The following is a 23,509-nucleotide window of genomic DNA, read 5'->3' on the forward strand; positions in this document are numbered from 1 at the left end:
CCCCGTCCGCCGGCTCGCCACCCGAACCGCCGTGCCTCACCACCCCAGCGGGCTGGCCGGCGTCTCGTCCCCGCCCGCGGCCGGCTCGTTCGCGGCGACGGCGAAGGACTCGAGGGCCGCGACGAGCCCCGCCCGCTCCTCGGCGGGCACGGCGCGCACGATGCGGGCGATCTCGCTGCGGCGGCGCGCCGTCACCGCCTCGACGAGGCCGGCTCCCTGCGCGGTCGTGGCGAGGACGACCTGACGCCGGTCGTCGGGGTTCTCACGTCGGTCGACGAGCCCGTCGCGCACGAGGCGGTCGACCTGGCGCTGCGCCGTCGAGGCGTTGACCCCGAGCCGCGCCGCGAGCTGCGCCAGGGTCGAGGCCCCGTGCGTCGTCAGCAGCACGAGGACGCGGAACTGCGCGAGGGTGACGGTCTCCTCGACGTCGGCGAGTGATCGCGCCGACACGCCCACCAGTGCGCGGGAGGCGGTCAGCAGGGCGGTCACGAGGTCCTCGCCCTCGCTGCTCGCTGACCCTGCTGATGCGTCTGACAGTGTGGGATTTACTTGCACAGTGCAATCATTGCATAATGCAGGAATGTCATCCGGGATGCCACGCCCCCAACGCTCCTGGATCCTCCCCACGGCACTGCCCACGATCCGGCGGCCCTGGCCGCGGCAGGCCGTCGCCGCGCCGCCGCGTGCGCGCCTGGGTGGGCAGCCCGCCCTTGCGGCCAGCGCAGCCGTCGTCGGAGCCCTGACCGGCCTCGTCGCCGCGACCTTCCGAGTGCTCCTCGAGCACGCCGGCCGGCTGCGCGTCGACCTCGTGGGCTGGGCGCACGGCAGTCCCGTGACCGGCTTCGTGCTCGTGATCGTGTGCTGTGCTGCCGCCACGAGCGCCGCGGCGTGGCTCGTGCACCGGGTCGAGCCGCACGCCGAGGGCAGCGGCATCCCCCGCGTCGAGGCGGTCGTGGAGGGGCGCAAGCCGCCCGGTCGCTTCCGCATCCTGCCGGTGAAGTACGCCGGTGGCCTGCTGTCCATCGGGTCGGGCCTGGCCCTGGGCCGGGAGGGGCCCTCGGTGCAGATGGGTGGCACCATCGCCGCGGTCGTGGGGCGCGCGCTGCGCCGCAGCAGCGCCGATGTGCGCCTGCTCGTGGCTGCCGGAGCAGCGGCCGGCCTGGCCACGGCCTTCAACGCGCCCATCGCCGGTGGCGTCTTCGTGCTCGAGGAGCTGCTCAAGCGGTTCGACCCGCGCACCACCCTGGCCACCCTCGTCGCGTCGGCGGCCGGCTTCGCCAGCGCGCGGCTGCTGCTGCCCGCGTCGTCGTCCGACTTCCACGTGCCGCACTTCGCCGAGCCCTCCCTCGAGCAGGCGCCGCTCGTCGTGGCCGTGGGCGTGGTGTGCGGCCTGGTCGGTGTCGCCTACAACTGGTCGGTCATCCGCAGCCTGCGCATCGCCGACACCAGCCGCTGGCCGGTCGTCGTGCGCGCCGCGCTCATCGGCGCTGCGGTCGGGGCGGTCGGCTGGTTCGGTCCCGGGCTGGTCGGGGGCGGTGACAACCTGACGCAGTCGGCACTGCTCGGGCACGGCACGATCGTGGCCGTCACGGGGCTTCTGGCGCTCCGCTTCGTCCTCGGCGTCGGGTCGTATGCCGCGTGCACCCCGGGCGGCCTCTTCGCCCCGATGCTCGTGCTCGGCTCGAACCTCGGGCTCCTCATCGGCCTGGTGGGCCAGGACGTCGTCCCGCTCGAGACGCCGGAGCCGGCGGCGCTGGCCCTCATCGGGATGGCGGCGTTCTTCACCGCCACGGTGCGAGCCCCGGTGACCGGGCTCGTGCTCGCCACGGAGATGACCGCTTCGACGACGCTGCTGCCGCCGATGCTCGGCGCCTGCGCGGTCGCCATGCTGACGGCCGCCATGCTGCGCTCGGTCCCGATCTACGACCAGCTGACCCAGCGGGCGGTGCTGGCCACCCGCGAGAACGCCGCCGAGGGTCACCCCGACTGAGCGCCCGCCGGCGAGACACTGCCGTCCGGCCGCACACCCCCTGATCCCCTTTTCGCGGGAGCTCGCGGAATCCAACTCCCCGACACTTCCGGATATGACGGTTGAACCACTTCGGAAATGGCATATATCAAACCGAGTCCAAACCACTCGGAATCATTCTCCGGCGTATTTTTCGCTGTTCTACCGAGCGAATTCGGGCCGGGGAACAGCCAGCGGTGCTCCTGTCGTCACCCCTGGGCGGTCGACAGGTCGTGCGCCGACCCGGAGAGGCCGTCGGCTGCCCAGGAGGAGGCGATGACCCCGTCATGGAGGATCGCCAGGCCGTCAGCGAGCACGTCATCGGGGGTGGTCAGCGGGGCCATCACCTTGAGCACCTGGTCGTGCGAGCCGCAGGACTCGATGAGCAGGCCGTTGTCGACACTGTGCCGCCGGACCTCGGCCGCCACCTCCCCGCTGACGACGTCGAGGCCTTGCATCATGCCGCGGCCCTTGGGCCTGGCGCCCGGCAGCTCGTCCGCCATGCGCTGCAGCGCACGGTTCACCCGCCGGGCGTGATTCGCCACGGTGACGCAGAGCCGGTCGTCGGCCCAGAACTTCTCGAGCGCTGCGCGCGCCGTCACGAACGCGTGGTCGTTGCCCCGGAAGGTGCCGTTGTGCTCGCCCGGCTCCCAGACGTCGAGGTCCGGCCGGATGAGCAGGACCGCGAGGGGCAGGCCCATCCCGGACAGCGACTTGGACAGGACGACGAGATCCGGCACGAGCCCGGCCGCCTCGAAGCTGAAGAAGGACCCGGTGCGCCCACACCCGGCCTGGATGTCGTCGACGACCAGCAGGGCGCCGTGTCGCTGCGCGATCGCCGCGACGCGACGCAGCCAGGTCGGAGAGGCCACGTCCAGGCCCCCTTCGCCCTGCACGGTCTCGAGCAGCACGGCGGCCGGCGGGTCGATCCCGCCGGAGGGGTCGTCGAGCATCTGCTCGAGCAGGTCTGCCGTGTCGATGCCCTCGCCGAAGCAGCCGTCGAAGGGCATCCTCGTCACGTCCGGGAGCGAGCTCGTCGGCGCCATCCTGTGGTGGCTGTTGGCGGTGGCCGCCAGTGAGCCGAGGGACACCCCGTGGAACCCGTGCGTGAAGGCGATGACGTTGCGACGACCGGTCACCCTCCGGGCGAGCTTGAGAGCGGCCTCGACGGCGTTCGTCCCCGTGGGTCCGGTGAACTGCACCCGGTACTCCAGACCTCGCGGGGTCAGCACCAGGGCGTCGAAGGACTCGAGGAACTCGGCCTTGGCCGTGGTGTGCAGGTCGAGGCTGTGCGCGATGCCGTCCCCGGTGAGATAGGCCAGCAGGGCCTGCTTGAGGTCCGGGTCGTTGTGGCCGTAGTTCAGCGAGCCGGCCCCGGCCAGGAAGTCGATGTACTGGCGGCCCTGGACGTCATGGACCACGCTGCCGCGGGCCGTGGTCAGGACGGCCTCGAACGACCGGCAGTAGCTGCGGACCTGCGACTCCTGCGTGGCGAAGATGTCGACAAGACGACACTCCTCGGCGTCCCGGCTCAGCTGCGTGATGGTCTCTGCTCTGGACATGTCCGCTCCCGTCACGGACCCGTGAGCGGCTCCGATGCCCCCTGATCGATGGCGATCCAAACCGCTCCACGGAAGGTGATGGAGATGGATGTCCTGTACTCGACGCGGCATCGGGCGGACGTCGAGGTGGCCAGCAGAATGCGGGAACCGATCCACGGTTGTGGCCCGGAAGACCCCTGCTTCCGCTTCAACGCTAACCCCGTCCGCAAATTGCGTCAGCGCATTGTGGAGCGACGGGAGCATCCGGTGGAATGTGCAGCATTCGCAGGACGAGTGTGTTAGCGGCCGCGCATAGTGGAAAGGCCGGACGGCACCCGGAAATGTGAATTCCGGTGTGAAGGAGAGTCTTTCCGCGTGAAAGGGGCGAAGGCACCATGACGCCCTACCGCTCGCCCGCCAGCGCGCGCGCGACCTCACCCGCAGGCTCGCTGGTCCACCAGGGCGCCGCCCCCGACGCGACGCTGCGCCCGGGTCCCGTCCTGGCGGCACGGGACCAGCGACTGCGGTGGCGTCCCGGCGACCGGCTCGAGCACGTCTTCGAGGAGCAGTGCGACCGGCTGTGCGAGCAGGAGCCGGCTCACCTGGCCGTCGACAACGCGTCGGTGCGCCTGACCTACCTCGAGCTGGACGCCCTGGCCAACCGGCTGGCGCGGCACCTGCAGCACCGCGGAGTCGCGGCCGGCGACCGGGTCGGCCTGGTGCTCGACGACCCCGTGTGGTCCTATGCGGCGATCCTCTCGGTGCTCAAGCTCGGGGGTGCCTACGTGCCGATGGACCCGGCCTTCCCGGCCGACCGCATCGGCTACATCGCGCAGGACGCCGGCGTCCGGTGGGTGCTGTCCCTGACGCACGTCGTCGAGCCACTGTCACAGGTCGAGGTCCCCGTCCTGCATCTCGACGCAGACGACGAGGCGGGCGAGATCGACCGCCGTGACAGCACGCGTCTGCCCCGTCCGGAGCCGCCCGACGACCTCGCCTACGTCATCTACACCTCAGGGTCGACCGGCCGGCCCAAGGGGGTCGCCGTCGAGCACTCCAGCATCTGCAACTTCGTGCGCGTGGCCGGCGAGGTCTACGGCTACCGTCCCGACGACCGCGTCTACCAGGGGATGACCACGGCGTTCGACTTCTCCGTCGAGGAGATGTGGGTCCCGTGGGCGGCCGGGGCGACCCTGGTGCCCAAGCCTGCACGGACGAGCCTGCTGGGGATGGAGCTCGCCGACTACCTGACGCGCCACCGGGTCAGCGCCCTCTGCTGCGTGCCCACCCTTCTGGCAACGCTCGACCCCGAGGAGGCCGACCTGCGATTCCTTCTCGTCTCGGGCGAGGCCTGCCAGAAGGACCTCGTCAGCCGCTGGCACCGCCCGGGCCTGCGCTTCCTCAACGTCTACGGCCCCACCGAGGCCACCGTCACGGCGAGCTGGGACGTCGTGCATCCCGACAAGCCGGTCACGCTCGGGGTGCCGCTGCCGACCTACACCGCCGTGATCCTGCACCCGCAGGAGCCGCGGACCGTTCCGGTGGGGGAGCTCGGCGAGATCGGCATCGCCGGCATCGGGCTCGCCAGGGAGTACGTCAACCGACCGGAGCAGACGGCCGCCGCCTTCATCCCCGACTTCGTCGGCATCGAGCCCAACCCGGGTGGCCGCATCTACCGCACCGGTGACCTCGGGCGCTTCACCGCCGACGGGGTGATCGAGTACGCCGGGCGCATCGACACCCAGGTCAAGATCCGGGGCTACCGCATCGAGCTCACCGAGATCGAGTCCGTGGTCCTCGAGGTCCCGGGCGTCGCGCAGGCCGTGGTCGACGTCCACGCAGCGGCCGGTGGGGCCGGCACGGAGCTCGTCGCCTACTACACCGGGCGGCCGGGTGTGGACGTCACCGACCGCAGCGTGCACGACCACCTCGGACGCCGCCTGCCGGCATACATGGTCCCGGCCTACTACGAGCGGATCCAGGCCATCCCGAGGCTGCCGAGCGACAAGGCCGACCGCAAGCGCCTGCCGGCCCCGACCCACCGGCTCGGCCCGGAGGAGACGGCCGAGCACGTCGCGCCCGCGACCGACACCGAGCGCGCGCTGGCGCGTGCGATCGAGACCGTCCTCGGCGTGCCCCAGGTCTCCGCGACCGCTCATTTCTTCGACGACCTCGGGGCGAACTCGCTGATGCTCGCGCAGTTCTCCGCGCGGGTGCGCAAGGACACCGACCTGCCGCCCGTGGCCATGCAGCAGATGTACACGCACCCGACCGTGCGCGACCTCGCCTCGGCCGTCAGCCGCGCCCGGCCGAGCGTCGACACCGAGGCGTGGGCTCCCCGACCACGCTCCGCCGCCCCGGCCGAGGCCGGGCACCCATGGGCCGTCGGGATCCGGATGGCGCTCTGCGGGCTCCTCCAGGTGCTGATCTTCCTCGCCTACTCCTACCTCATGCTGTGGGTGACCCTCATCGGCTACCGCTGGACCGTCGCGGCCACGGGCCCGCTGCTCGTCTGGGCACGCTCGATCGCCTTCGGCATCGGAATCTTCGCCCTGCTCGCGACCGTCCCCGTCCTGCTCAAGTGGGTCCTGGTCGGACGGTGGAAGGCGACCGAGATCCCGGTGTGGGGCCCGGCCTACCTGCGCTTCTGGTTCGTGCACGCGCTCGTCAACACCAACCCGCTGCGGCTCTTCGTCGGCACGCCGGTCTACCTCGCCTACCTCCGGGTCCTCGGGGCCCACATCGGCGCGCGGGCGTCGATCTTCTCCACCGCAGTGCCGGTGTGCACCGACCTGCTCACCATCGGCGCGGACACGGTGATCCGTAAGGACACGCGCTACGCGTGCTACCGGGCACACGACGGCCGGATCGAGACCGGCCCGGTGACGCTCGGCTCGGGGGTTCTCGTCGGGGAGATGTCGGTGCTCGACATCGGGACCTCGATGGGCGACGGGTCCCAGCTCGGGCACTCCTCCTCGCTGCAGACCGGGCAGGCGGTACCGGCTGGAAGCCGCTGGCACGGATCGCCGGCGCGACCGACCGGGGCCGACTACCGCGCCGTGCCCGAGGCCGACTGCGGTCGGCGTCGCCGGGCGACCTACAGCTTCCTGGTGCTGCTCAACCGGCTCGTGCTCGTCGGGCCGGCCGGCATCGCCGTGCTCGCGCTGACACTGCCCTCCTACCTGGGCACCGGTCACCTGGACCACGGCAACCCGACGTTCTACCGCGACCTCGTGCTCGTCTCCCTCGCGCTCTACCTCGGCGGACTGCTCGCGGGCTTCGCGACGGTGCTCGTCCTACCCCGGGCGCTCAACCGCCTCATCGACCCGCGGCGGACCTACCCGCTCTACGGCTTCCACTACGGGGTGCACCGCACCATCACGCGGCTGAACAACCTCAAGACGTTCCTCAACCTCACCGGTGACAGCTCGCTGATCGTGCACTACCTGCGGGTGCTCGGCTACCGCCAGCCCGACGTGGTGCAGACCGGGTCGAACTTCGGCGTGGCCCTCAAGCACGACACCCCGTTCGCCGTCACCGTCGGCTCGGGCACGATGGTCTCCGACGGGCTGTCCGTCGTCGACGCGGACTACTCGAGCTCGTCGTTCCGGATCGCTCCCGTGACGATCGGGCCCCGCAACTTCTTCGGCAACGGCGTCGCCTACCCCGCAGCGGGGCGGACTGGCGAGAACGTCCTCTTCGGCACCAAGACCATGGTCCCGATCGACGGCCCGGTGCGCGAGAACGTCGGGTTGCTCGGCTCGCCGCCCTTCGAGATCCCGCGGTCGGTCGAGCGCGACGCCGTCTTCGACGACCACCGGGACCCCGCGACCTTCCGGAACCGGCTGCACCACAAGAACGTGCACAACGGCGTCACCATCGCGCTGTTCATGACCAGCCGCTGGTTCCTCCTGCTGGTCGGGCTGCTCTTCGCGTCGTATGCCGCGCCGGTCCTCGGTGGTGGGAGCGCGGTCCTCCTGCTCGCAGCGCTGCTCGGCTTCGCCGGGGTCCGCCTCCTGCTGGTGGTGCTGTGGGAGTGGACCGCCCTGGGCTTCCGACGCCTCGTGCCGCGCTTCTGCTCGATCTACGACCGCCGGTTCTGGCGGCACGAGCGCTACTGGAAGTTCCTCACGGCGCCCCCGCCCGCCCTGAACGGCACGCCGTTCCGTCCGCTGCTGTGGCGGGCGCTGGGGGTGCGCATGGGTCGCCACGTCTTCGACGACGGGCTCGCCATCCCGGAGAAGACGATCGTCTCGGTCGGCGACGGGTGCACCTTCAACCCGGGCAGCATCATCCAGTGCCACTCCATGGAGGACGGCGCCTTCAAGCTCGAGGGCGTCCGAGTCGGTGACCGGGTCACCCTGGGGGTCGGGGCCTTCGTCCACTACGGAGTGGACATCGGCGACGACGCCGTGCTCGAGGCCGACTCGTTCCTGATGAAGGGCTCCGAGGTGCCGGCCGGCAGCCGCTACGGCGGCAACCCCGCCCAGGAGGTGGAGCGGGGGTCGATCTGAGGTGTGGTGGAGCCAAGGGGACTCGAACCCCTAACCCCCTGCTTGCAAAGCAGGTGCGCTACCAATTGCGCCATGGCCCCTCGGGTGGAGGGAGTGCCGCCTCAGGCGGTCGCGGACGACCCGTTGGCCGACGGCGTCGGGGGCACTGGCGGGACCGGCGCGTGCACGTCGTCCGTGGCCTGCGTCCACAGATCCTGCTCGGCCTGCTGCTGCTTCGCCTTCTTGCGGAGCACCACGATGCCGGCGACGGCGCCACCGATGAGGGCGAGACGCTTCAGCATTTCCGGGATCCTCTCCGTGGTGGCGGTGATGGTGGGCCTAGGAGGACTTGAACCTCCGACCTCTTCCTTATCAGGGAAGCGCTCTAACCGTCTGAGCTATAGGCCCATCGTCACCTTCGCGCGGCCGGTCCACCTCTCGACGGACACCGTCGGAGCCGATGACCGGACGCGAGGCGAAACGTTACCGGATGGACCTCGCCACAACCAAAACGGCCCCCTCCCGCTCGGGTGGGGGCCGCCTGGCGTGTGCCGTGTCGCCGGCTGGGTGCGCCGGCTCAGTCGTCGGTGAGCGTGAGCTGCACGCCGCCGACGAGAGCGGAGCAGATGTTGTAGAGGAAGGCCATGACCGTGGCGATCGCCGTCATGAGGATGATGTCGATGACGCCGATGACGATCGAGAGGGACACGACGCGGCCGAAGCCGACGTAGTCCTTGATCGAGAACGGGTCGGAGGTCGTCGACTGCAGCGACTGCAGCACGCCCTCGATGTCGGTGAAGACGTTCATCGTCGACAGGATCATCCACAGCACGGCGGTCAGCACGACGCCGGCGATGCCGATGGCCACCGAGAGCAGGAAGCTCATCTTCATGACCGACCACGGGTCGACGCGGGCGACGGCCAGGCGCACGCGGCGCGGGCCCTTGTGCTTGCGCGCCGCCGTCGTGGTCTTGGCGGTGGAGCCGGTGGTGCCGGCGGCTGCAGGGGCGCCGGTCGACCCGGGCTGCTCCGACGTGGCGGGCTGGCCCTTGTCACCGGAACCCACGCGCTGCGTCGGGGCGGTGCGGTTGGTGACCGCGCCGCGTGAGAGCGAGGTGCCCTTGTCACCGCTGGTCGCGCCCGACGTGCTGGCGGCACCGGCGGAGCCGTAGTAGGAGCCGTTGCGGCCGCTGCCCTCGGGCTGGGAGCCGGAGCTCGTGCGCGTCGACGTGCCGGACCCGCTCAGGGACCCTTCGGGGCTGGTCGCGCTCATTCGTCACCTCCGTTGTCGGACTCGGACGAGCTGGCCTCGTCGGCCGACGTCTGCTCCGACGGTACGCCATCGGCGGTGGGTACCGCAGCCGGCGCTCCCGTGCCGGACGGCTGGTCGACGGGGTGACCCTCCTCGACCTCGGCCACCGCGATCTCGGACTCGGCGTTGCGGGCCACGGCGACGATGGAGTCTCCCTTGTCGGGGGTGGCGAACTTCACGCCCTGCGAGGAGCGGCCGGTGTGGCGCACCTCGTCGACCCGCGAGCGCACGATCTTGCCCTTCTCCATGACGACCATGACCTCGTCGGTGTCGATGACGGTCAGGGCACCGACGAGGTCGCCGCCCTTGTCGGAGATCTTGGCGACCTTGATGCCGAGGCCCCCGCGGCCCTGGAGGCGGTACTCGGACACCGGGGTGCGCTTGGCCAGGCCGTTCTCGAAGACAACGAAGACGTCCGGGCTCTCACCCTCCTCGACGACCGACATGGCGAGCAGGTCGTCGCCGTCGCGGAACTTCATGCCCGTCACGCCCGAGGTCGAGCGGCCCATCGGGCGCAGCGCCTCGTCGGTGGCGGTGAAGCGCACCGACTGGCCCTTGCGCGAGACGAGGAGCAGGTCGTCGCGGTTGGAGGCCAGGCCTGCCCCGACGAGCTCGTCGCCGTCGCGCAGGTTGATGGCGATGAGGCCGCCGGATCGGTTGGAGTCGTAGTCGGCCAGACGCGTCTTCTTGACGAGGCCGGCACGGGTCGCGAGCACGAGGTAGTCGGCGGACTCGTAGTCGCGGATCGCGAGCACCTGGGCGATCTGCTCGCCGGGCTGGAAGGCGAGCAGGTTGGCCACGTGCTGGCCCTTGCTGTCACGGGAGCCCTCGGGCAGCTCGTAGGCCTTGGCGCGGTAGACGCGGCCGAGGTTGGTGAAGAAGAGCAGCCAGTGGTGGGTCGTCGTGGTGAAGAAGTGCTCGACGACGTCCTCCCCGCGGAGGGAGGCACCGCGTACGCCCTTGCCGCCGCGCTTCTGCGAGCGGTACTGGTCCACGCGGGTGCGCTTGGCGTAGCCGCCACGAGTGATCGTGACGACGACGTCCTCCTCCGGGATGAGGTCCTCCATCGACATGTCGCCGTCGAAGGGCACGATCGTCGTGCGGCGCTCGTCGCCGTAGCGCTCGACGATGTCGGCGAGCTCCTCGCTGACGATGCGGCGCTGGCGCTCGGGGGAGTCGAGGATCGCGTGGTACTCGTCGATGAGGGCCTGCAGCTCGTCGTGGGCCTCGATGAGCTTCTCGCGCTCGAGGGCGGCGAGGCGGCGCAGCTGCATGTTGAGGATCGCGTTGGCCTGGATCTCGTCGATCTCGAGCAGCTCGATGAGGCCGTCGCGCGCGATGTCGACGGTGCGTGACCCGCGGATGAGGGCGATGACCTCGTCGAGCCGGTCGAGGGCCTTGAGCAGGCCGCGCAGGATGTGGATGTCGGCCTCGGCCTTGCGCAGGCGGAACTTGGTGCGCCGGACGATGACCTCGACCTGGTGGTCCACCCAGTGCCGGATGAAGCCGTCGAGCGGCAGCGTGCGCGGCACGTCGTCGACGAGGGCCAGCATGTTGGCGCCGAATGTCGTCTGCAGCTGGGTGTGCTTGTAGAGGTTGTTCAGGACGACCTTCGCCACGGCGTCGCGCTTGAGCACGATGACGAGCCGCTGGCCGGTGCGGCCCGAGGTCTCGTCGCGGATGTCGGCGATGCCCGAGATCTTGCCGTCCTTGACGAGGTCGGCGATCTTGAGCGCCAGCATGTCCGGGTTGACCTGGTAGGGCAGCTCGGTGACGACGAGGCACTGGCGGTTCTGGATCTCCTCGACCTCGACGACCGCCCGCATGATGATCGAGCCGCGGCCGGTGCGGTAGGCCTCCTCGATCCCCTTGTGCCCCATGATCAGGGCGCCGGTCGGGAAGTCCGGGCCCTTGATGATGCCGAGCAGCGCCTCGAGGAGGTCCTCCCGCGAGATCTCGGGGTGGTCGAGGTAGTACTGCGCCCCGGCCGCGACCTCGCGCAGGTTGTGCGCCGGGATCTGGGTGGCCATGCCGACGGCGATGCCGGCCGAGCCGTTGACGAGCAGGTTGGGGAAGCGGCTGGGCAGCACGGCGGGCTGCATCGTCTTGCCGTCGTAGTTCGGGACGAAGTCGACGGTGTCCTGCTCGATGTCGCGGACCATCTCCATCGCGATCGAGGCCATCCGGCACTCGGTGTATCGCGGGGCGGCGGCGCCGTCGTTGCCGCGCGAGCCGAAGTTGCCCTGGCCGTCGACGAGCGGGTAGCGCAGCGACCAGTCCTGCACGAGGCGCACGAGGGCGTCGTAGATCGCCGAGTCGCCGTGCGGGTGGTAGTGACCCATGACGTCGCCGACGACGCGGGCGCACTTGTTGTAGCCGCGGTCGGGGCGGTAGCCGCCGTCGTACATCGCGTAGACGATGCGCCGGTGCACGGGCTTGAGGCCGTCGCGCACGTCGGGCAGGGCGCGGCTGACGATGACCGACATCGCGTACTCGATGTAGCTGCGCTGCATCTCGGTGTTGAGGTCGATCGGCTCGACCCGGTCGTGCTGGCCGATGTCGGCCGGCACGACGGCGGTCGCGTCCGGGTTGCCCTCGTCCGCGTCGTCGTCGGCATCGGGGTCGCCGGCCGGGTCGGGGCCGAGGATGTCCTCGATGCTCGCGTCGGGCGTCTCGTCACCCGGCGTTCCGTTGACGTCGTCCCCGTCAGTGGGGGGCAGGTCGTCGCTCACGTCAGATCCCTTTGTCTCTCAGTCAGGTTCAGGCAGTACAGGGGCGTATGCCGGGTGGCGCCGTTTCACGTGGAACGTGGCGGACGGCATACGCCATCGCTCAGATGTCGAGGAACTTCACGTCGCGCGCGTTCTTCTGGATGAACGAGCGGCGCGACTCGACGTCCTCACCCATGAGCACCGCGAAGACCTCATCGGCCTTGGCCGCGTCGTCGAGGGTGACCTGCAGCAGCGTGCGGGAGTTCTGGTCCATCGTCGTCTCGCCGAGCTCCTGGTAGTTCATCTCGCCGAGGCCCTTGTAGCGCTGGATCGGGTTGTCCTTCGGCAGGCGCCAGCCCTTGCTCTCGCCGAGCTGCTTGAGCCCGTCGCGCTCGCGGTCGCTGTAGGCGAACTGGTGGTCGGCGTTGGACCAGCGCAGGCGGAACAGCGGCGGCTGCGCGAGGTAGACGTAGCCGGCCTCGATGAGCGGGCGCATGAAGCGGAAGAGCAGCGTCAGCAGCAGCGTGCGGATGTGCATGCCGTCGACGTCGGCATCGGCCATCAGCACGATCTTGTGGTAGCGCGCCTTGTCGATGTCGAAGTCCTCACCGATGCCGGTGCCGAAGGCAGAGATGAGCGCCTGGACCTCGTTGTTGGCGAGGATCTTGTCGATGCGCGCCTTCTCGACGTTGAGGATCTTGCCGCGGATCGGCAGGATCGCCTGGGTGTGCGGGTTGCGCGCCTGGGTGGCCGAGCCGCCGGCGCTGTCGCCCTCGACGATGAAGACCTCGGAGATGCTGGGGTCCTTGCTCTGGCAGTCCTTGAGCTTGCCGGGCAGGCCGCCCGACTCGAGCAGGCCCTTGCGGCGCGTGGCCTCGCGGGCCTTGCGGGCCGCCATGCGCGCGGCCGCGGCCTGCACCGACTTGCGGACGATGTCCTTGCCCTCACTCGGGTGCGCCTCGAGCCAGTGGCCGAACTCGTCGGTCATGGCGCGCTGGACGAAGCCCTTGACCTCGGAGTTGCCGAGCTTGGTCTTGGTCTGACCCTCGAACTGGGGCTCGGCGAGCTTGACCGAGATGACGGCGGTGAGGCCTTCGCGGATGTCGTCCCCTGTGAGGTTCTCGTCCTTGTCCTTGAGGAGGTTCTGCTTGCGGGCGAACTCGTTGACGAGCTTGGTCATCGCCGCACGGAAGCCCTCCTCGTGGGTGCCGCCCTCGTGGGTGTTGATCGCGTTGGCATAGGTGTGGACGGACTCGCTGTACGCGCTGGTCCACTGCATCGCGAGCTCGAGGCTGAGCGACTTGGCCTCGTCCTCGACCTCGATGCTGATGACCTCGGGGTGGACCGGCTCGCTGCGCTTGGAGCCGTTGAGGTGGTTGACGTAGTCGATGAGGCCGTTGTCGTAGCGGTAGCTGACCTTCTTGGCCGTCACCGTCTTCTTCTCACCGGCACCGTCGCCGGCGGCGGACGCGTCGGGCTCGTCCTCGTCCTGCTCGACCTCGGTGAGGTCGGAGTCCATGTCGTCGAGGTCGACGTCGGCGGCGGCGTCCTCGGGGGCGACGCGCTCGTCGACGAGGTTGATCGTCAGGCCCTTGTTGAGGAAGGCCATCTGCTGGAAGCGGGCCCGCAGCGTCTCGAAGTCGTACTCGACCGTCTCGAAGATCGACGGGTTGGCCCAGAAGGTGATCGTGGTGCCGGTCTCGTCGGTGGCCTCCTGCTGCTCCAGGGGACCGTCGGGTACGCCGTCGGTGAAGCTCATCCGGAAGACGTGGCCCTTCTGGCGGACCGCGGCCTTCAGGCGCGTGGAGAGGGCGTTGACCACCGAGCTACCGACGCCGTGCAGGCCACCGGAGACCTTGTAGCCGCCGCCACCGAACTTGCCGCCGGCGTGCAGCTGGGTCAGCACGAGCTCGACGGCGCTGATCTTCTCGACCGGGTGGATGTCGGTGGGGATGCCGCGGCCGTTGTCCTTGACCCGGACCCCGCCGTCGGCCAGCAGCGTGACGTCGATGGTGTCGGCGTAGCCGGCGAGGGCCTCGTCGACCGCGTTGTCGACGATCTCGTAGACGAGGTGGTGCAGGCCGCGGGGGCCGGTGGAGCCGATGTACATGCCCGGGCGCTTGCGCACCGCCTCGAGTCCCTCGAGCACGGTGATCTGGCTGGCGTCGTAGTCCACGCCGTTGGGCCGGTTGTCGGCCGCGGCGAGCGCCGGCGACACCGTGTCGTTGGCCGGGGACTCGGCGGCCGGGATCTCGACGGCCGAGCCGTCCGGGGTGTTGGCCTCGGGGCCCGGCACGTGGTCTCCGGGGGAGAGCTCTGCTGCGGTGGAGTCCGGTCCGGTGGAACTGGCGGTGGTGCTGGGGTTGGTCGGCTCGTCAGCGTCGGACACGTCTCTCCTCGGTGGTCAGACCTCATGCGGGCGGCTCGACGTGACGTCGAGCCGCAACCACCACAGTCTAGCGGTCCGGCGACGACAAACGTGCCCTCAGACGCGCGCAACGGCCAGTTTCCCGGCCGATCACCCGTGGATCCGAGGGGAGGATCACGACCCGGGTCCTCAGCCGCCCTCAGGCGCCTTCACCTCGCAGACTGCGGCACGGACGCGCAGTGGCGGCGTCGCGTGCCCATTCTCCCCCTTCGAGGCGGTTCGCCGCACTCCCGTCCACAGCCTTTGTCCACAGCCGTGCACGCAGCGGCGTCACGCTCTCGGACCCGGGGGACACGCAGCCCGCCGTGCACGACAACCTTCCGCCGGCGCCCGGCGTCTGGGAGGGTGCCGGCACCTGCCGGATGGTGAGGGTCGAGCCGACGACCGCACCGACGGTGACGCCCACGCCGAGCGGCACGGGCTCGTGACAGGGGACAGGCGATGGACGACGCGCAGCGCACAGCCGACTTCACGGCATACGTCATGGCGCGCGAACAGTCGCTCGCGCGCCTCGCCTACCTGCTCACCGGCAACCGCGACGCCGCGGAGGACCTCGTGCAGAACGCGCTCGCGAAGGTCTACCGCAGCTGGCACCGCGTCCAGGCGAGCGAGCTGCCCGACGCCTACGTGCGCCGCATCCTGGTCAACGAGAGCAACTCACGATGGCGCGCGCTGCTGCGCCGGCACGAGAGCCCGAGCAGCCACGTGCTGGAGGTGCTCGACCCACCGGCCGCGACCGGCCTGGACCCGGCCGCGTCGATGGACCTGTGGAACCACGTGCAGAGCCTGCCGGCCCGGCAACGCGCGGCGATCGTGCTGCGCTACTACGAGGATCTCAGCGAGGCACAGACCGCCGAGGTGCTCGGATGCTCCGTCGGCACCGTCAAGAGCCACACCAGCCGCGCCATCACCGCGCTGCGCACCCGGATGAGCGAGGCCACCGCATGAGCGACGTCGACCCGAACCTCAAGGACGTGCTGGGCGACCGGGCCGCCCGCGTGCGCGTCGTCTCGAACCTCGCCGAGCGTGCCATCGAGCGCGACCGCTCCAACCGGCGGCGCGAGCTGGGGGTGGGGGCCCTGGCCGCCGGCCTCGTGCTGGCCGTGGCGGTCCCGGTCGGTTGGGCGGCCATCGGCTCCGAGGGCGGCCGTGCCCTGCCAGCGGGACCCACCGTCTCGACCAGCGTCCCCACGCCGGTGAGGACCGGCGTGGCCCCGACGGACCCGAACTCGACGAACCCGACCGCGACCACCCGGCCGACGCCCACGTCGATCCCCACCCTCACCCCCGACGGCTCCGCACCGGTTCGGCCGTTCCGGCCGGCCACCGGCGGAGTCACGGGGACGACCGCGGTGCCGTACGTGGTGGACGGTGTCATCCACGACGGCCCCAGGACGGTCAAGGTGCCCGCCAAGTTCCAGACCGGTCAGCTCGCCCGCGTCGCCGGAGGCCGCTGGCTCGTCACCGGCACGGTCACCCTGGTGTCCTACCTCCTCGACGCCTCGGGAACCTCCATGAAGAGGCTCGACGGCACACCGAAGGTGTCGAGCGACGGCACCGTCATCGTGGTCGGCGACGACCGTGGCGGCCTCGCGGCGTACGACGCCGAGGGCAGGCAGATCGCGACGCTGGGAGCCAAGGCGTGCCAGTGCGCCGGCACGGGGGCCCAGTACAGCCCCGGTCTGGTGCCCGTCGGCATCGTCGGGTCCACGGTCTACGCCCAGCGGGGGTCCCTGGGCAGCTCCCTGTCATGGGACGTCGGGACCGGGAAGACCCAGCGCATCGCCGGTCACATCACCGCCGTCGACGCGGCCCAGCGGACAGCGGTCATCGCACCGGACCCGAACACCGCGCCCAAGGACTACTGCAACGAGCTGCGGGACCTCGACACCGGACTGACCCGCTGGCGGCTGTGTGCGCCGATCCTCATCCGGTCCTTCTCCTCGGATGGCTCCTACCTGCTCGGGACCGGCACCATCGACGGCATCGACCCCTCACAGCTGAGCGCGGACGGGAAGCGCTTCCGCTACGGCACCCTGGTCGTCGTGCGCACGAGCGACGCCGCCCTCGTCCTGCAGGGGGGCACCGATCCGTCGGGGAAGGGCTCGCCCTCGACCTACCGGCTGGGCGGGGACAGCGCTCTGACCGCACAGGTCGCCGTCACGCCGAGCCAGCGCAACCTGCAGCGCTGCACCTTGGACGGGGTGTGCGAAGTGGTCGCGCCCGCCCGGCCGCGCAACACCGACATCCCGGACGCCGACGAGCCGTACGTCCTCTCCTCGAACTGACGTCAGGGCCCTCAGTCGTCGGCGAGGGTGCGCTCGAAGAGGGAGTGGATCGCCTCGGGCAGGTGCGGTTCCTGGATCGTGATGTCACAACCCATCTCGTCGCAGACGACCGAGTAGACGTACGCGTCGGGGTGGGTGCGCTCGGTCGACGCCGCGATGCGCTGGAGCGTCGGGGCCGCAAGCAGGTGCTGCCAGTCCTTCGCATCGCGCTCCGGCAGCTCGCCGATGGCGACTCGCCGCTCACGCACCAGGCCGGCGAAGCCACCGGACCGCCGCAGCACCACCTGGGTGTCGGCGTTGGGAGCGCTGCCGCCCTGGTCGGCCGGCGAGCCGGCTGCCGCGGCACCACCCGACTGCGACGCGCTGCCGCCGGCACCTGCGGCGAGCACCCCGACCTGCTCCCAGGCGTTCCGCACCGCCGACTGCTCCTTCGACCCCGCACCGTGCAGGCGTCCGGCGGCGTCCACCGTGAGGCCTGCGAAGGTCGCGAAGTCGCAGTCCGCCTTGATCCCGTCACCCGACACGACGGCATACCAGATGGCCCCGGCGCCTTCCCAGGCGTTGCCGCCGATGGCCACCGCAGCGAGCACGAAGGCGCGGTTGGGGATGCCCGAGTTGATGTGGACGCCGCCGTTGTCGTCGGAGGTGTCGACGTAGTGCGCCATGTCGGCCGGCTGCGGGTCCTTGCCGAGCCGCGGGTCGTCGTAGGCGGTGCCGGGGTTGCGCATGTCGCGCAGCGCCCGCCCCTTCACCGACGGCGCGAGCAGGTCGGCGCCGACCAGCCAGTCGGCCTCGGCGGCGCTCTGGCCGAGGTGCTTCTGCTTGACGAGCACCCCGAACACGTCGGAGATCGACTCGTTGAGGGCGCCCGACTGCCCCTGGTAGAGCAGCCCGGCCGTGTGCTCGGTGACGCCGTGGGCCAGCTCGTGGCCGATGACGTCGAGGCTCTTGGTGAACCGCTCGAAGATGACCCCGTCGCCGTCGCCGAAGACCATCTGCGAGCCGTCCCAGAAGGCGTTGTCGTAGTTCTGGCCGTAGTGGACGGTGGCCAGCAACGGCATGCCCTTGCCGTCGAGCGAGTCACGGGAGTATGCCGTCCACCACAGCTCCCAGGTCGCGCCGAGCCCGTCGTAGGCCTCGTCGGCCGCCGGATCGCCGGTGGCGGGCTGGCCCTCGGCGCGCACCTGTGTGCCGGGCGTGGTCTGCGTGCCATGGGTGTCGTAGATCGTGCGCTTCGGGCCGGTGCCCTGAGCCTCCTCCGGCGCGGCGACGCCCGCGGGCCGGGGCACCTGTCGCGTCGTGGCCCGAGCCGTGGGGGTGCGCCGGGCGCTGCGGAGCCGCTCGTCGTGGCGCAACGCGTCACGCGCTTGGGCCGCGAGGGCCGGCTCGTCGCTCGAGGCCAGCGCCTCGAGGACGTAGGGCGGCACGATCGCACAGTGGCTCTCGTGCGTCGGCAGGGCTGCGGGTCCAGGGGTCGAGGTCCGGTGCGAGGTCATGACGCCAGTGTGCGACCGGACACCGACACTCGCGCGCCGAGAGCTGCCGGCCTGAGCCCGTGGCTGCTGGCCCAGGGCGGGGTGGGCTGCCCACGTCCGGAGGGCGCGCCTGCCCTGTGGACAAACGACGGAAAGTGCCCACTCGACGTGGCTGGGGGTGGGAGTGGGGGTCCGTCGTGGGTGACGTGGGGTGTGGGTCGGGGTCAGCCGTAGGTGTCGCGGGGGCCGCGGGAGTCGGGGGAGCGACGGCCACCGCGGCTCCACGACGGCGCCCCGGGTCCGACGATCTTGAGCTCGCTGACCGCACCGGCGCCGATCTCCTCATCGATCCGGGCCAGCAGTGAGGAGGCGAGCAGCTTCATCTGCGTGGCCCAGGCCGTCGAGTCGGCACGCACCGTGAGGATCCCGTCGACGAACGTCAGCGGCTCCACGTGTCCGGCGATGTCGGGTCCCACGATCTCGGGCCAGCGGCCCATCACCGACCCGACGGCGACGTCGACCTTCCATCCTCGGTCGAGGAGCAGCCGGTCGAGCTGGTCGCCGAGCAGCGCGGGGTCGCGCCCGTCGCGCGCGGAGCCGGACAGCACCGGGGCGTGGCCGATGGGGCGGCGGCGCTTCTTCGGCTTCATCCCCGGCCGCAGGCCCTTCTCGGCGGCCGCGGCTCTCGCGCGGGCCAGTGCCGATGCGGCCGCGTCGGCGATGCGGGTGTCCTCGTCGCTCGGCTCGGGCACCTCCTCGGGATCGAAGCCCTCGTCAGCCACCGCTCACCTCCTCGTCCGCACCCGCCTCGACACCGTCCGTGGTGTCCGGCCCGTCCGGCCCGCCGGGCCGGATATCCGAGCCGTGCTCGCCGGCGCCCTCCGCCTCCGGAGCACCGGAGCCGTCGGAGGTCTCGGAGTCCGTGGGTTCGGCCGCCGGTGAGCCGGCCAGGTGCACCTGGCCCAGCTCGACGGCATACGTCGTCCCGCTCTCGCGGAGCGTGTCGGGCACGTCGGCGCCCACGGCCGCCGTGATGAGCACCTGCTCGCAGTCGGCGACGAGCGTCGCGAGGCGCTCCCGGCGCCCCGAGTCGAGCTCGGCGAAGACGTCGTCGAGCACGAGCACCGGGTCATCGCCGAGGTCGCGTCGCAGGAGCCGGTATGCGGCGAGCTTGAGTCCCAGCGCGAAGCTCCACGACTCGCCGTGGCTGGCGTAGCCCTTGGCCGGCAGCTCGCCGAGCGAGAGGACGAGGTCGTCGCGGTGCGGCCCGACGAGCGAGACGCCACGCTCGATCTCGCTCGAGCGCAACTGCTCGAGGGTCTCGAGCATGCCGGCGCGCAGCTCCTCGATCTCGGGCACCTCTCCCGCGGCGAGCCGCTTGGCGAGGTCCTCGTGCAGGGAGCTGCGGTAGGTGGCGCGGGCGTTGGACGAGGCCGCGCTCACGGCGTCGTAGCACTCGCCGAGGTCGGGGGCCAGGTCGCGCAGCAGGCGCAGGCGCGCGTACAGCAGCTGGGCGCCGACGGTCGCGAGGTGGTCGTTCCACACGACGAGCGTGTGCAGGGCCGCCTCGCGCGCCTCGTCGAGCGGCGGCTCCCCGTCCCGTGGCGGACGGGGTGGGCGACGGGCGCCCTTGCGCAGCACCGGCGCGGCCGACTTCAGCAGGGCGTTGCGCTGCTTGAGGATCTTGTCGTAGTCCGATCGCACGCCCGACCACCGCGGCTGGCGCTGGACGAGCAGCTCGTCGAGGAACCGGCGCCGCTCGGACGGGTCGCCCTTGACGAGGGCGAGGTCCTCCGGCGCGAAGAGGACGGTGCGCACCGTGCCGAGCACGTCGCGCGGGCGGGACACGGGGGAGCGGCCGAGCCGAGCGCGGTTGGCGCGGCCGGGGGTGATCTCGAGCTCGACCATCGTCTCGCGGTCGTCACGCACGATCGCCCCGCGCACGATCGCCTGGGCGGCGCCGAAGCGCACCAGCGGCTGGTCGGTGGCGACCCGGTGCGAGCCGAGCGTCGCGAGGTAGCCCACCGCCTCGACGAGGTTGGTCTTCCCCTGCCCGTTCAGCCCGACGAGCGTGGTGACGCCCGGGGTCAGCGCGAGCTCGGCGCTCGGGTAGCTCCGGAAGTCCTTGAGGGTCAGGTGGCGGACGTGCACGTCAGGGTCGCGGGTTTCTCGGGGTCGGCCGGCGGGACACCGGCCGGCAGCGGGCTGCCGGCCGGACTTGCGGGTGTCAGGACGAGGTGTCCTGGGTGCCCGACGTGGGGCCACCACCGGGGGCGCCGCCACCGGTGGAACCGGTGCCGGAGGATGGACCGGCGGTCGAGGCCTCGACGGCGGCCTCGCTAGGGTGGTCCGGCGTGGTGGCCTTCTCCTTGGCGGCGGCGGGGGCCGGGTGGGTTGAGCCCTCGGCGCCGGTCTGGTTGCGCAGCTCCTCGCCCTCGGCGATCGTCATGACCTGGTGGCCGCCGAACTGGCCGCGCAGGGCCGCGACGGCCTGCATCGTCGGCGAGCTCTGCTGGCGGGAGGCGAAGCGGGCGAAAAGCGAGGCGGAGATGACGGGCATCGGCACGCCGAGCGCGATGGCCTCCTCGACGGTCCACCGGCCCTCGCCGGAGTCGTTGGTGTAGTCGGAGACGTCGTCCAGGTGCGGGTTCTCCTCGAGGGCCTTGACCATGAGGTCGAGCAGCCAGGAGCGCACGACGGTGCCACGGCTCCAGGCCTTGAAGGCGCCCGGGACGTCCTTGACGATGTCCTTCTTCTCGAGCAGCTCGTAGCCCTCGGCGTAGGCCGCCATCAGGCCGTACTCGATGCCGTTGTGGACCATCTTCGTGTAGTGGCCGGCGCCGACCTCGCCGGCGTGGACGAAGCCCTCCTCGCGCGGGCCCTCGGGCCGCAGCGCGTCGAAGATCGGCATGGCCCGCTCGACCCACTTCTGCTCGCCGCCGCACATCAGGCCGTAGCCGTTGTCGAGCCCCCAGATGCCGCCGCTGACGCCGCAGTCGACGTAGCCGATCTGCTTCTCGCCGAGCACCTTGGCGTTCTCGAAGTCGTCGGTGAAGCGCGAGTTGCCGCCGTCGATGACGAGGTCGCCGGGCTCGAGCAGCTCACCGAGGGCCTTGACGGTCTCACGCGTGGGGTCGCCGGCCGGGACCATGACCCACACGACGCGGGGGGCCTCGAGCGCCTTGACGAGGTCCTCGAGCGTGCCCACGTCGGCGACGTCGGGGTTGCGGTCGAAGCCGACCACCTCGTGGCCCGCGCGGCGCAACCGCTCGCGCATGTTGCCGCCCATCTTGCCGAGACCGATGAGACCGAGCTGCATGTCGCGTGCCTTTCTGCGGGGGAGCGTGCGGGGCTGTTCGAGGCTACGCCAGCCCGGCGGCATACGGCGCGGGCAGGGGGCGGTGGCCGGTGGAGGACCGGGGTGCTACGTCAGCTGGCGAAGCGCACCGGCATCAGGACGTAGCGGTAGCTGCTGTCGGGCTGGGAGTCGGCCTCGGCCTGGCCGGTGAGGACCGCCGGGCGGCTGGGCTGGGTGAATGACAGCCGGCTCCACTGCGTGCCGACCGCGTGCAGGCCGTCGAGGAGGAACTGCGGGTTGAACGCGATCTGGATCTCGGGGCCGTCGAGCGTGGCCTCGACCGCCTCGGAGGCCTGGGCGTCGTCGCCGGTGCCGGCCTCGATGGCGACCTGGCCGTCGGTGAACTTCAGCAGCACCGGGGTGTTGCGCTCGGCGACGAGGGCCACGCGCTTGACGGCCTCCTCGAGCGCCGCGGTCTCGACGACGGCCTCGGTGTCGACGGAGGTCGGGAAGATCGAGGTGACCTTCGGGTACTCGCCGTCGAGCAGGCGCGTTGTCGCGCGGCGACGGCCCGCCTCGAAGCCGATGAGCCCGTCACCGCCCTGGCCGAGGGCCAGCTCGACCGAGCCGGAGGCGCCGAGAGCGCGGGCCGTGTCGGAGAGCTGGCGGGCCGGGATGAGGGCCACGTGGTTCGCGTCCGGCGCAGCGGGGCTCCAGGTGAGCTCACGCATCGCGAGGCGGTAGCGGTCGGTGGCGAGCAGGGTGACCTTGTCGCCGTCGATCTCCATGCGCACGCCCGTCAGGATCGGCAGGGTGTCGCCCTTGTCGGCCGCGACGGAGACCTGCGCGACCGCCTGGGTGAAGACGTCGCCGGCGATGGTGCCGCTCGCCTCGGGCGCCGCGGGGAGCGTCGGGTAGTCGGAGACGGGCATCTCACGCAGCGCGAACCGCGAGGACCCGCACGCGACGTTGACCTTCGTGCCGTCGGTGCTCACGTCGATCGGCTTGTTGGGCAGGTTGCGGGAGATGTCGGCGAGCAGGCGCCCGAGGACGAGCACCTGACCGGCCTCGGCCACGTCGGCCGGGACGGTGATGCGCGCGGACATCTCGTAGTCGAACGCCGAGAGCGTCAGGGTGCCGTCCTCGGCGGCCTCGACGAGGACGCCGGCGAGGACCGGCACGGGCGGGCGCGCCGGCAGGCCACGGGCCACCCAGGTCACGGCCTCGGCCAAGACGTCTCGCTCAACCCGAAACTTCACGGTGCACTCACTTCGACAGGGAAGGACATTGGGGCTCAGACACTAGTGCCTGCCGGTGACCGGCACCACACACACTCCCGAATCCGGCAGCAGGCCCAAATCCCTCGAACCGGGCGCCCTCTCGGTCGGTGTCGCGAAGCCTCGTTGTCGGGGCATCTCCCTTGTTCGAGGGTCTCGTCATAGTCATAGGTGCTGTGGATCCTGTGGACAACCGGCGTCGTCGCTGGTCACGGGCCGGATGGCCATGTGCAGGAGGTGTGGGGCGAACGCTGCGGTCACAGGACGTGGCTGGGGACGGATTCCCGGCGTGCACACCGTCCTCACAGCCCCGGTGCGAGTTGTCCGCAGTCAGGGGCCGCTCATCCACAGTTGTCCACAGGCCCGTGTGGAAACCGCGGCGGCATATGACCGCTTTGGCGCGCTTGCTGACTAGTCAGCTGTGCAGAACCCGGCGGCTGCTTATCCCCAGACTTGTCCACAGTCGGTGGACAACGTCGACCGGGGTGGCCGTTGTGAGCGTCATGCAGGCCCCCTCGTCACCCGAGCATCGTGTGCACACAGCTGTGGAGAGAGCTGTGGACAGATGTGGGTTCCGGCGCCGGGTCGTGGTCCTCACGTGGCGCGCGGACGGGCGCCCGGGGGTACGCGAGAGCCGACCCGGCGGCATACGCCATCGGCCCCGTGAAGGGGCGCTCG

General features: G+C 71.0%; 16 protein-coding genes and 2 tRNA genes. 5 read left to right on the plus strand and 13 right to left on the minus strand.

The features are described from left to right. Nucleotides 1–36: 36 nt before the first annotated feature. Nucleotides 37–489 carry a MarR family transcriptional regulator gene (locus tag AB0316_RS01700; protein WP_366269914.1) on the minus strand — a complete coding sequence of 151 codons (453 nt, stop codon included), beginning with the start codon at nucleotides 487–489 and terminating at the stop codon, nucleotides 37–39. Between the two features lie 91 nt (nucleotides 490–580). Here AB0316_RS01700 and AB0316_RS01705 point away from each other — a divergent pair, with 91 nt between their 5' ends. Further along, entirely contained in the window at nucleotides 581–1,990 is a 1,410-nt protein-coding gene (locus AB0316_RS01705; protein WP_366269916.1) for a ClC family H(+)/Cl(-) exchange transporter, read from the plus strand. Nucleotides 1,991–2,217: 227 nt separating this feature from the next. Here AB0316_RS01705 and ectB read toward each other — a convergent pair whose 3' ends face one another. Then, nucleotides 2,218–3,570, minus strand: coding sequence for a diaminobutyrate--2-oxoglutarate transaminase (gene ectB / locus AB0316_RS01710; RefSeq protein ID WP_366269918.1), 1,353 nt, complete (start codon nucleotides 3,568–3,570; stop codon nucleotides 2,218–2,220). A 374-nt stretch (nucleotides 3,571–3,944) separates the two neighbouring features. Between ectB and AB0316_RS01715 the strand changes: the two genes are divergently transcribed. Next, nucleotides 3,945–8,063 carry a Pls/PosA family non-ribosomal peptide synthetase gene (locus AB0316_RS01715; protein ID WP_366269920.1) on the plus strand — a complete coding sequence of 1,373 codons (4,119 nt, stop codon included), beginning with the start codon at nucleotides 3,945–3,947 and terminating at the stop codon, nucleotides 8,061–8,063. Between the two features lie 4 nt (nucleotides 8,064–8,067). Here AB0316_RS01715 and AB0316_RS01720 read toward each other — a convergent pair. From AB0316_RS01720 to gyrB, 6 genes are all read right to left on the minus strand, one after another. Continuing rightward, nucleotides 8,068–8,143, minus strand: a tRNA-Ala gene (locus AB0316_RS01720). Nucleotides 8,144–8,164: 21 nt separating this feature from the next. Continuing rightward, nucleotides 8,165–8,344 carry a DLW-39 family protein gene (locus AB0316_RS01725; protein ID WP_366269922.1) on the minus strand — a complete coding sequence of 60 codons (180 nt, stop codon included), beginning with the start codon at nucleotides 8,342–8,344 and terminating at the stop codon, nucleotides 8,165–8,167. A 29-nt stretch (nucleotides 8,345–8,373) separates the two neighbouring features. After that, a tRNA-Ile gene (locus tag AB0316_RS01730) sits at nucleotides 8,374–8,450 on the minus strand. A gap of 169 nt (nucleotides 8,451–8,619) precedes the next feature. Then, the gene (locus AB0316_RS01735) at nucleotides 8,620–9,315 is read right to left on the minus strand and encodes a DUF3566 domain-containing protein (RefSeq protein WP_366269924.1); all 696 of its coding nucleotides are present in this window, start codon (nucleotides 9,313–9,315) and stop codon (nucleotides 8,620–8,622) included. Further along, nucleotides 9,312–11,924, minus strand: a complete 2,613-nt coding sequence (gene gyrA / locus AB0316_RS01740) for a DNA gyrase subunit A (RefSeq protein ID WP_366271271.1) — start codon at nucleotides 11,922–11,924, stop codon at nucleotides 9,312–9,314. Before gyrA ends, AB0316_RS01735 begins: the two co-directional genes overlap by 4 nt. A 262-nt stretch (nucleotides 11,925–12,186) precedes the next feature. Then, the gene (gene gyrB, locus AB0316_RS01745; protein WP_366271272.1) at nucleotides 12,187–14,283 is read right to left on the minus strand and encodes a DNA topoisomerase (ATP-hydrolyzing) subunit B; all 2,097 of its coding nucleotides are present in this window, start codon (nucleotides 14,281–14,283) and stop codon (nucleotides 12,187–12,189) included. Between the two features lie 515 nt (nucleotides 14,284–14,798). Here gyrB and AB0316_RS01750 point away from each other — a divergent pair. Genes AB0316_RS01750 through AB0316_RS01760 form a run of 3 tightly spaced genes read left to right on the plus strand, consistent with a single transcriptional unit; the run spans nucleotide 14,799 to nucleotide 16,781 of the window. After that, nucleotides 14,799–14,921, plus strand: a complete 123-nt coding sequence (locus tag AB0316_RS01750) for a hypothetical protein (RefSeq protein WP_366269926.1) — start codon at nucleotides 14,799–14,801, stop codon at nucleotides 14,919–14,921. 13 nt (nucleotides 14,922–14,934) lie between these two features. After that, nucleotides 14,935–15,441 (plus strand): SigE family RNA polymerase sigma factor, encoded by a 507-nt coding sequence (locus AB0316_RS01755; RefSeq protein ID WP_366269928.1) that lies wholly within the window; start codon nucleotides 14,935–14,937, stop codon nucleotides 15,439–15,441. Then, the gene (locus tag AB0316_RS01760) at nucleotides 15,438–16,781 is read left to right on the plus strand and encodes a hypothetical protein (RefSeq protein WP_366269930.1); all 1,344 of its coding nucleotides are present in this window, start codon (nucleotides 15,438–15,440) and stop codon (nucleotides 16,779–16,781) included. The genes AB0316_RS01755 and AB0316_RS01760 overlap by 4 nt, the downstream gene beginning before the upstream one ends. Before the next feature lie 11 nt (nucleotides 16,782–16,792). Here the strand turns inward: AB0316_RS01760 and AB0316_RS01765 are convergent, their stop codons facing one another. The 5 genes from AB0316_RS01765 to dnaN all read right to left on the minus strand — a co-directional run bounded on the left by AB0316_RS01765 (nucleotide 16,793) and on the right by dnaN (nucleotide 22,813). Then, nucleotides 16,793–18,277 carry a protealysin inhibitor emfourin gene (locus AB0316_RS01765; protein ID WP_366269932.1) on the minus strand — a complete coding sequence of 495 codons (1,485 nt, stop codon included), beginning with the start codon at nucleotides 18,275–18,277 and terminating at the stop codon, nucleotides 16,793–16,795. 203 nt (nucleotides 18,278–18,480) lie between these two features. Continuing rightward, entirely contained in the window at nucleotides 18,481–19,038 is a 558-nt protein-coding gene (locus tag AB0316_RS01770) for a DciA family protein (RefSeq protein ID WP_366269934.1), read from the minus strand. Beyond that, nucleotides 19,031–20,407 (minus strand): DNA replication/repair protein RecF, encoded by a 1,377-nt coding sequence (gene recF, locus AB0316_RS01775; protein WP_366269936.1) that lies wholly within the window; start codon nucleotides 20,405–20,407, stop codon nucleotides 19,031–19,033. Before recF ends, AB0316_RS01770 begins: the two co-directional genes overlap by 8 nt. Nucleotides 20,408–20,483: 76 nt before the next feature. After that, nucleotides 20,484–21,638 carry a phosphogluconate dehydrogenase (NAD(+)-dependent, decarboxylating) gene (gnd, locus tag AB0316_RS01780; RefSeq protein ID WP_366269937.1) on the minus strand — a complete coding sequence of 385 codons (1,155 nt, stop codon included), beginning with the start codon at nucleotides 21,636–21,638 and terminating at the stop codon, nucleotides 20,484–20,486. Between the two features lie 47 nt (nucleotides 21,639–21,685). Beyond that, entirely contained in the window at nucleotides 21,686–22,813 is a 1,128-nt protein-coding gene (gene dnaN / locus AB0316_RS01785) for a DNA polymerase III subunit beta (protein ID WP_366269939.1), read from the minus strand. Nucleotides 22,814–23,509: the final 696 nt, after the last annotated feature.

The sequence above is a fragment of the Terrabacter sp. NPDC080008 genome, from assembly GCF_040702505.1.
GTDB lineage: Bacteria > Actinomycetota > Actinomycetes > Actinomycetales > Dermatophilaceae > Terrabacter.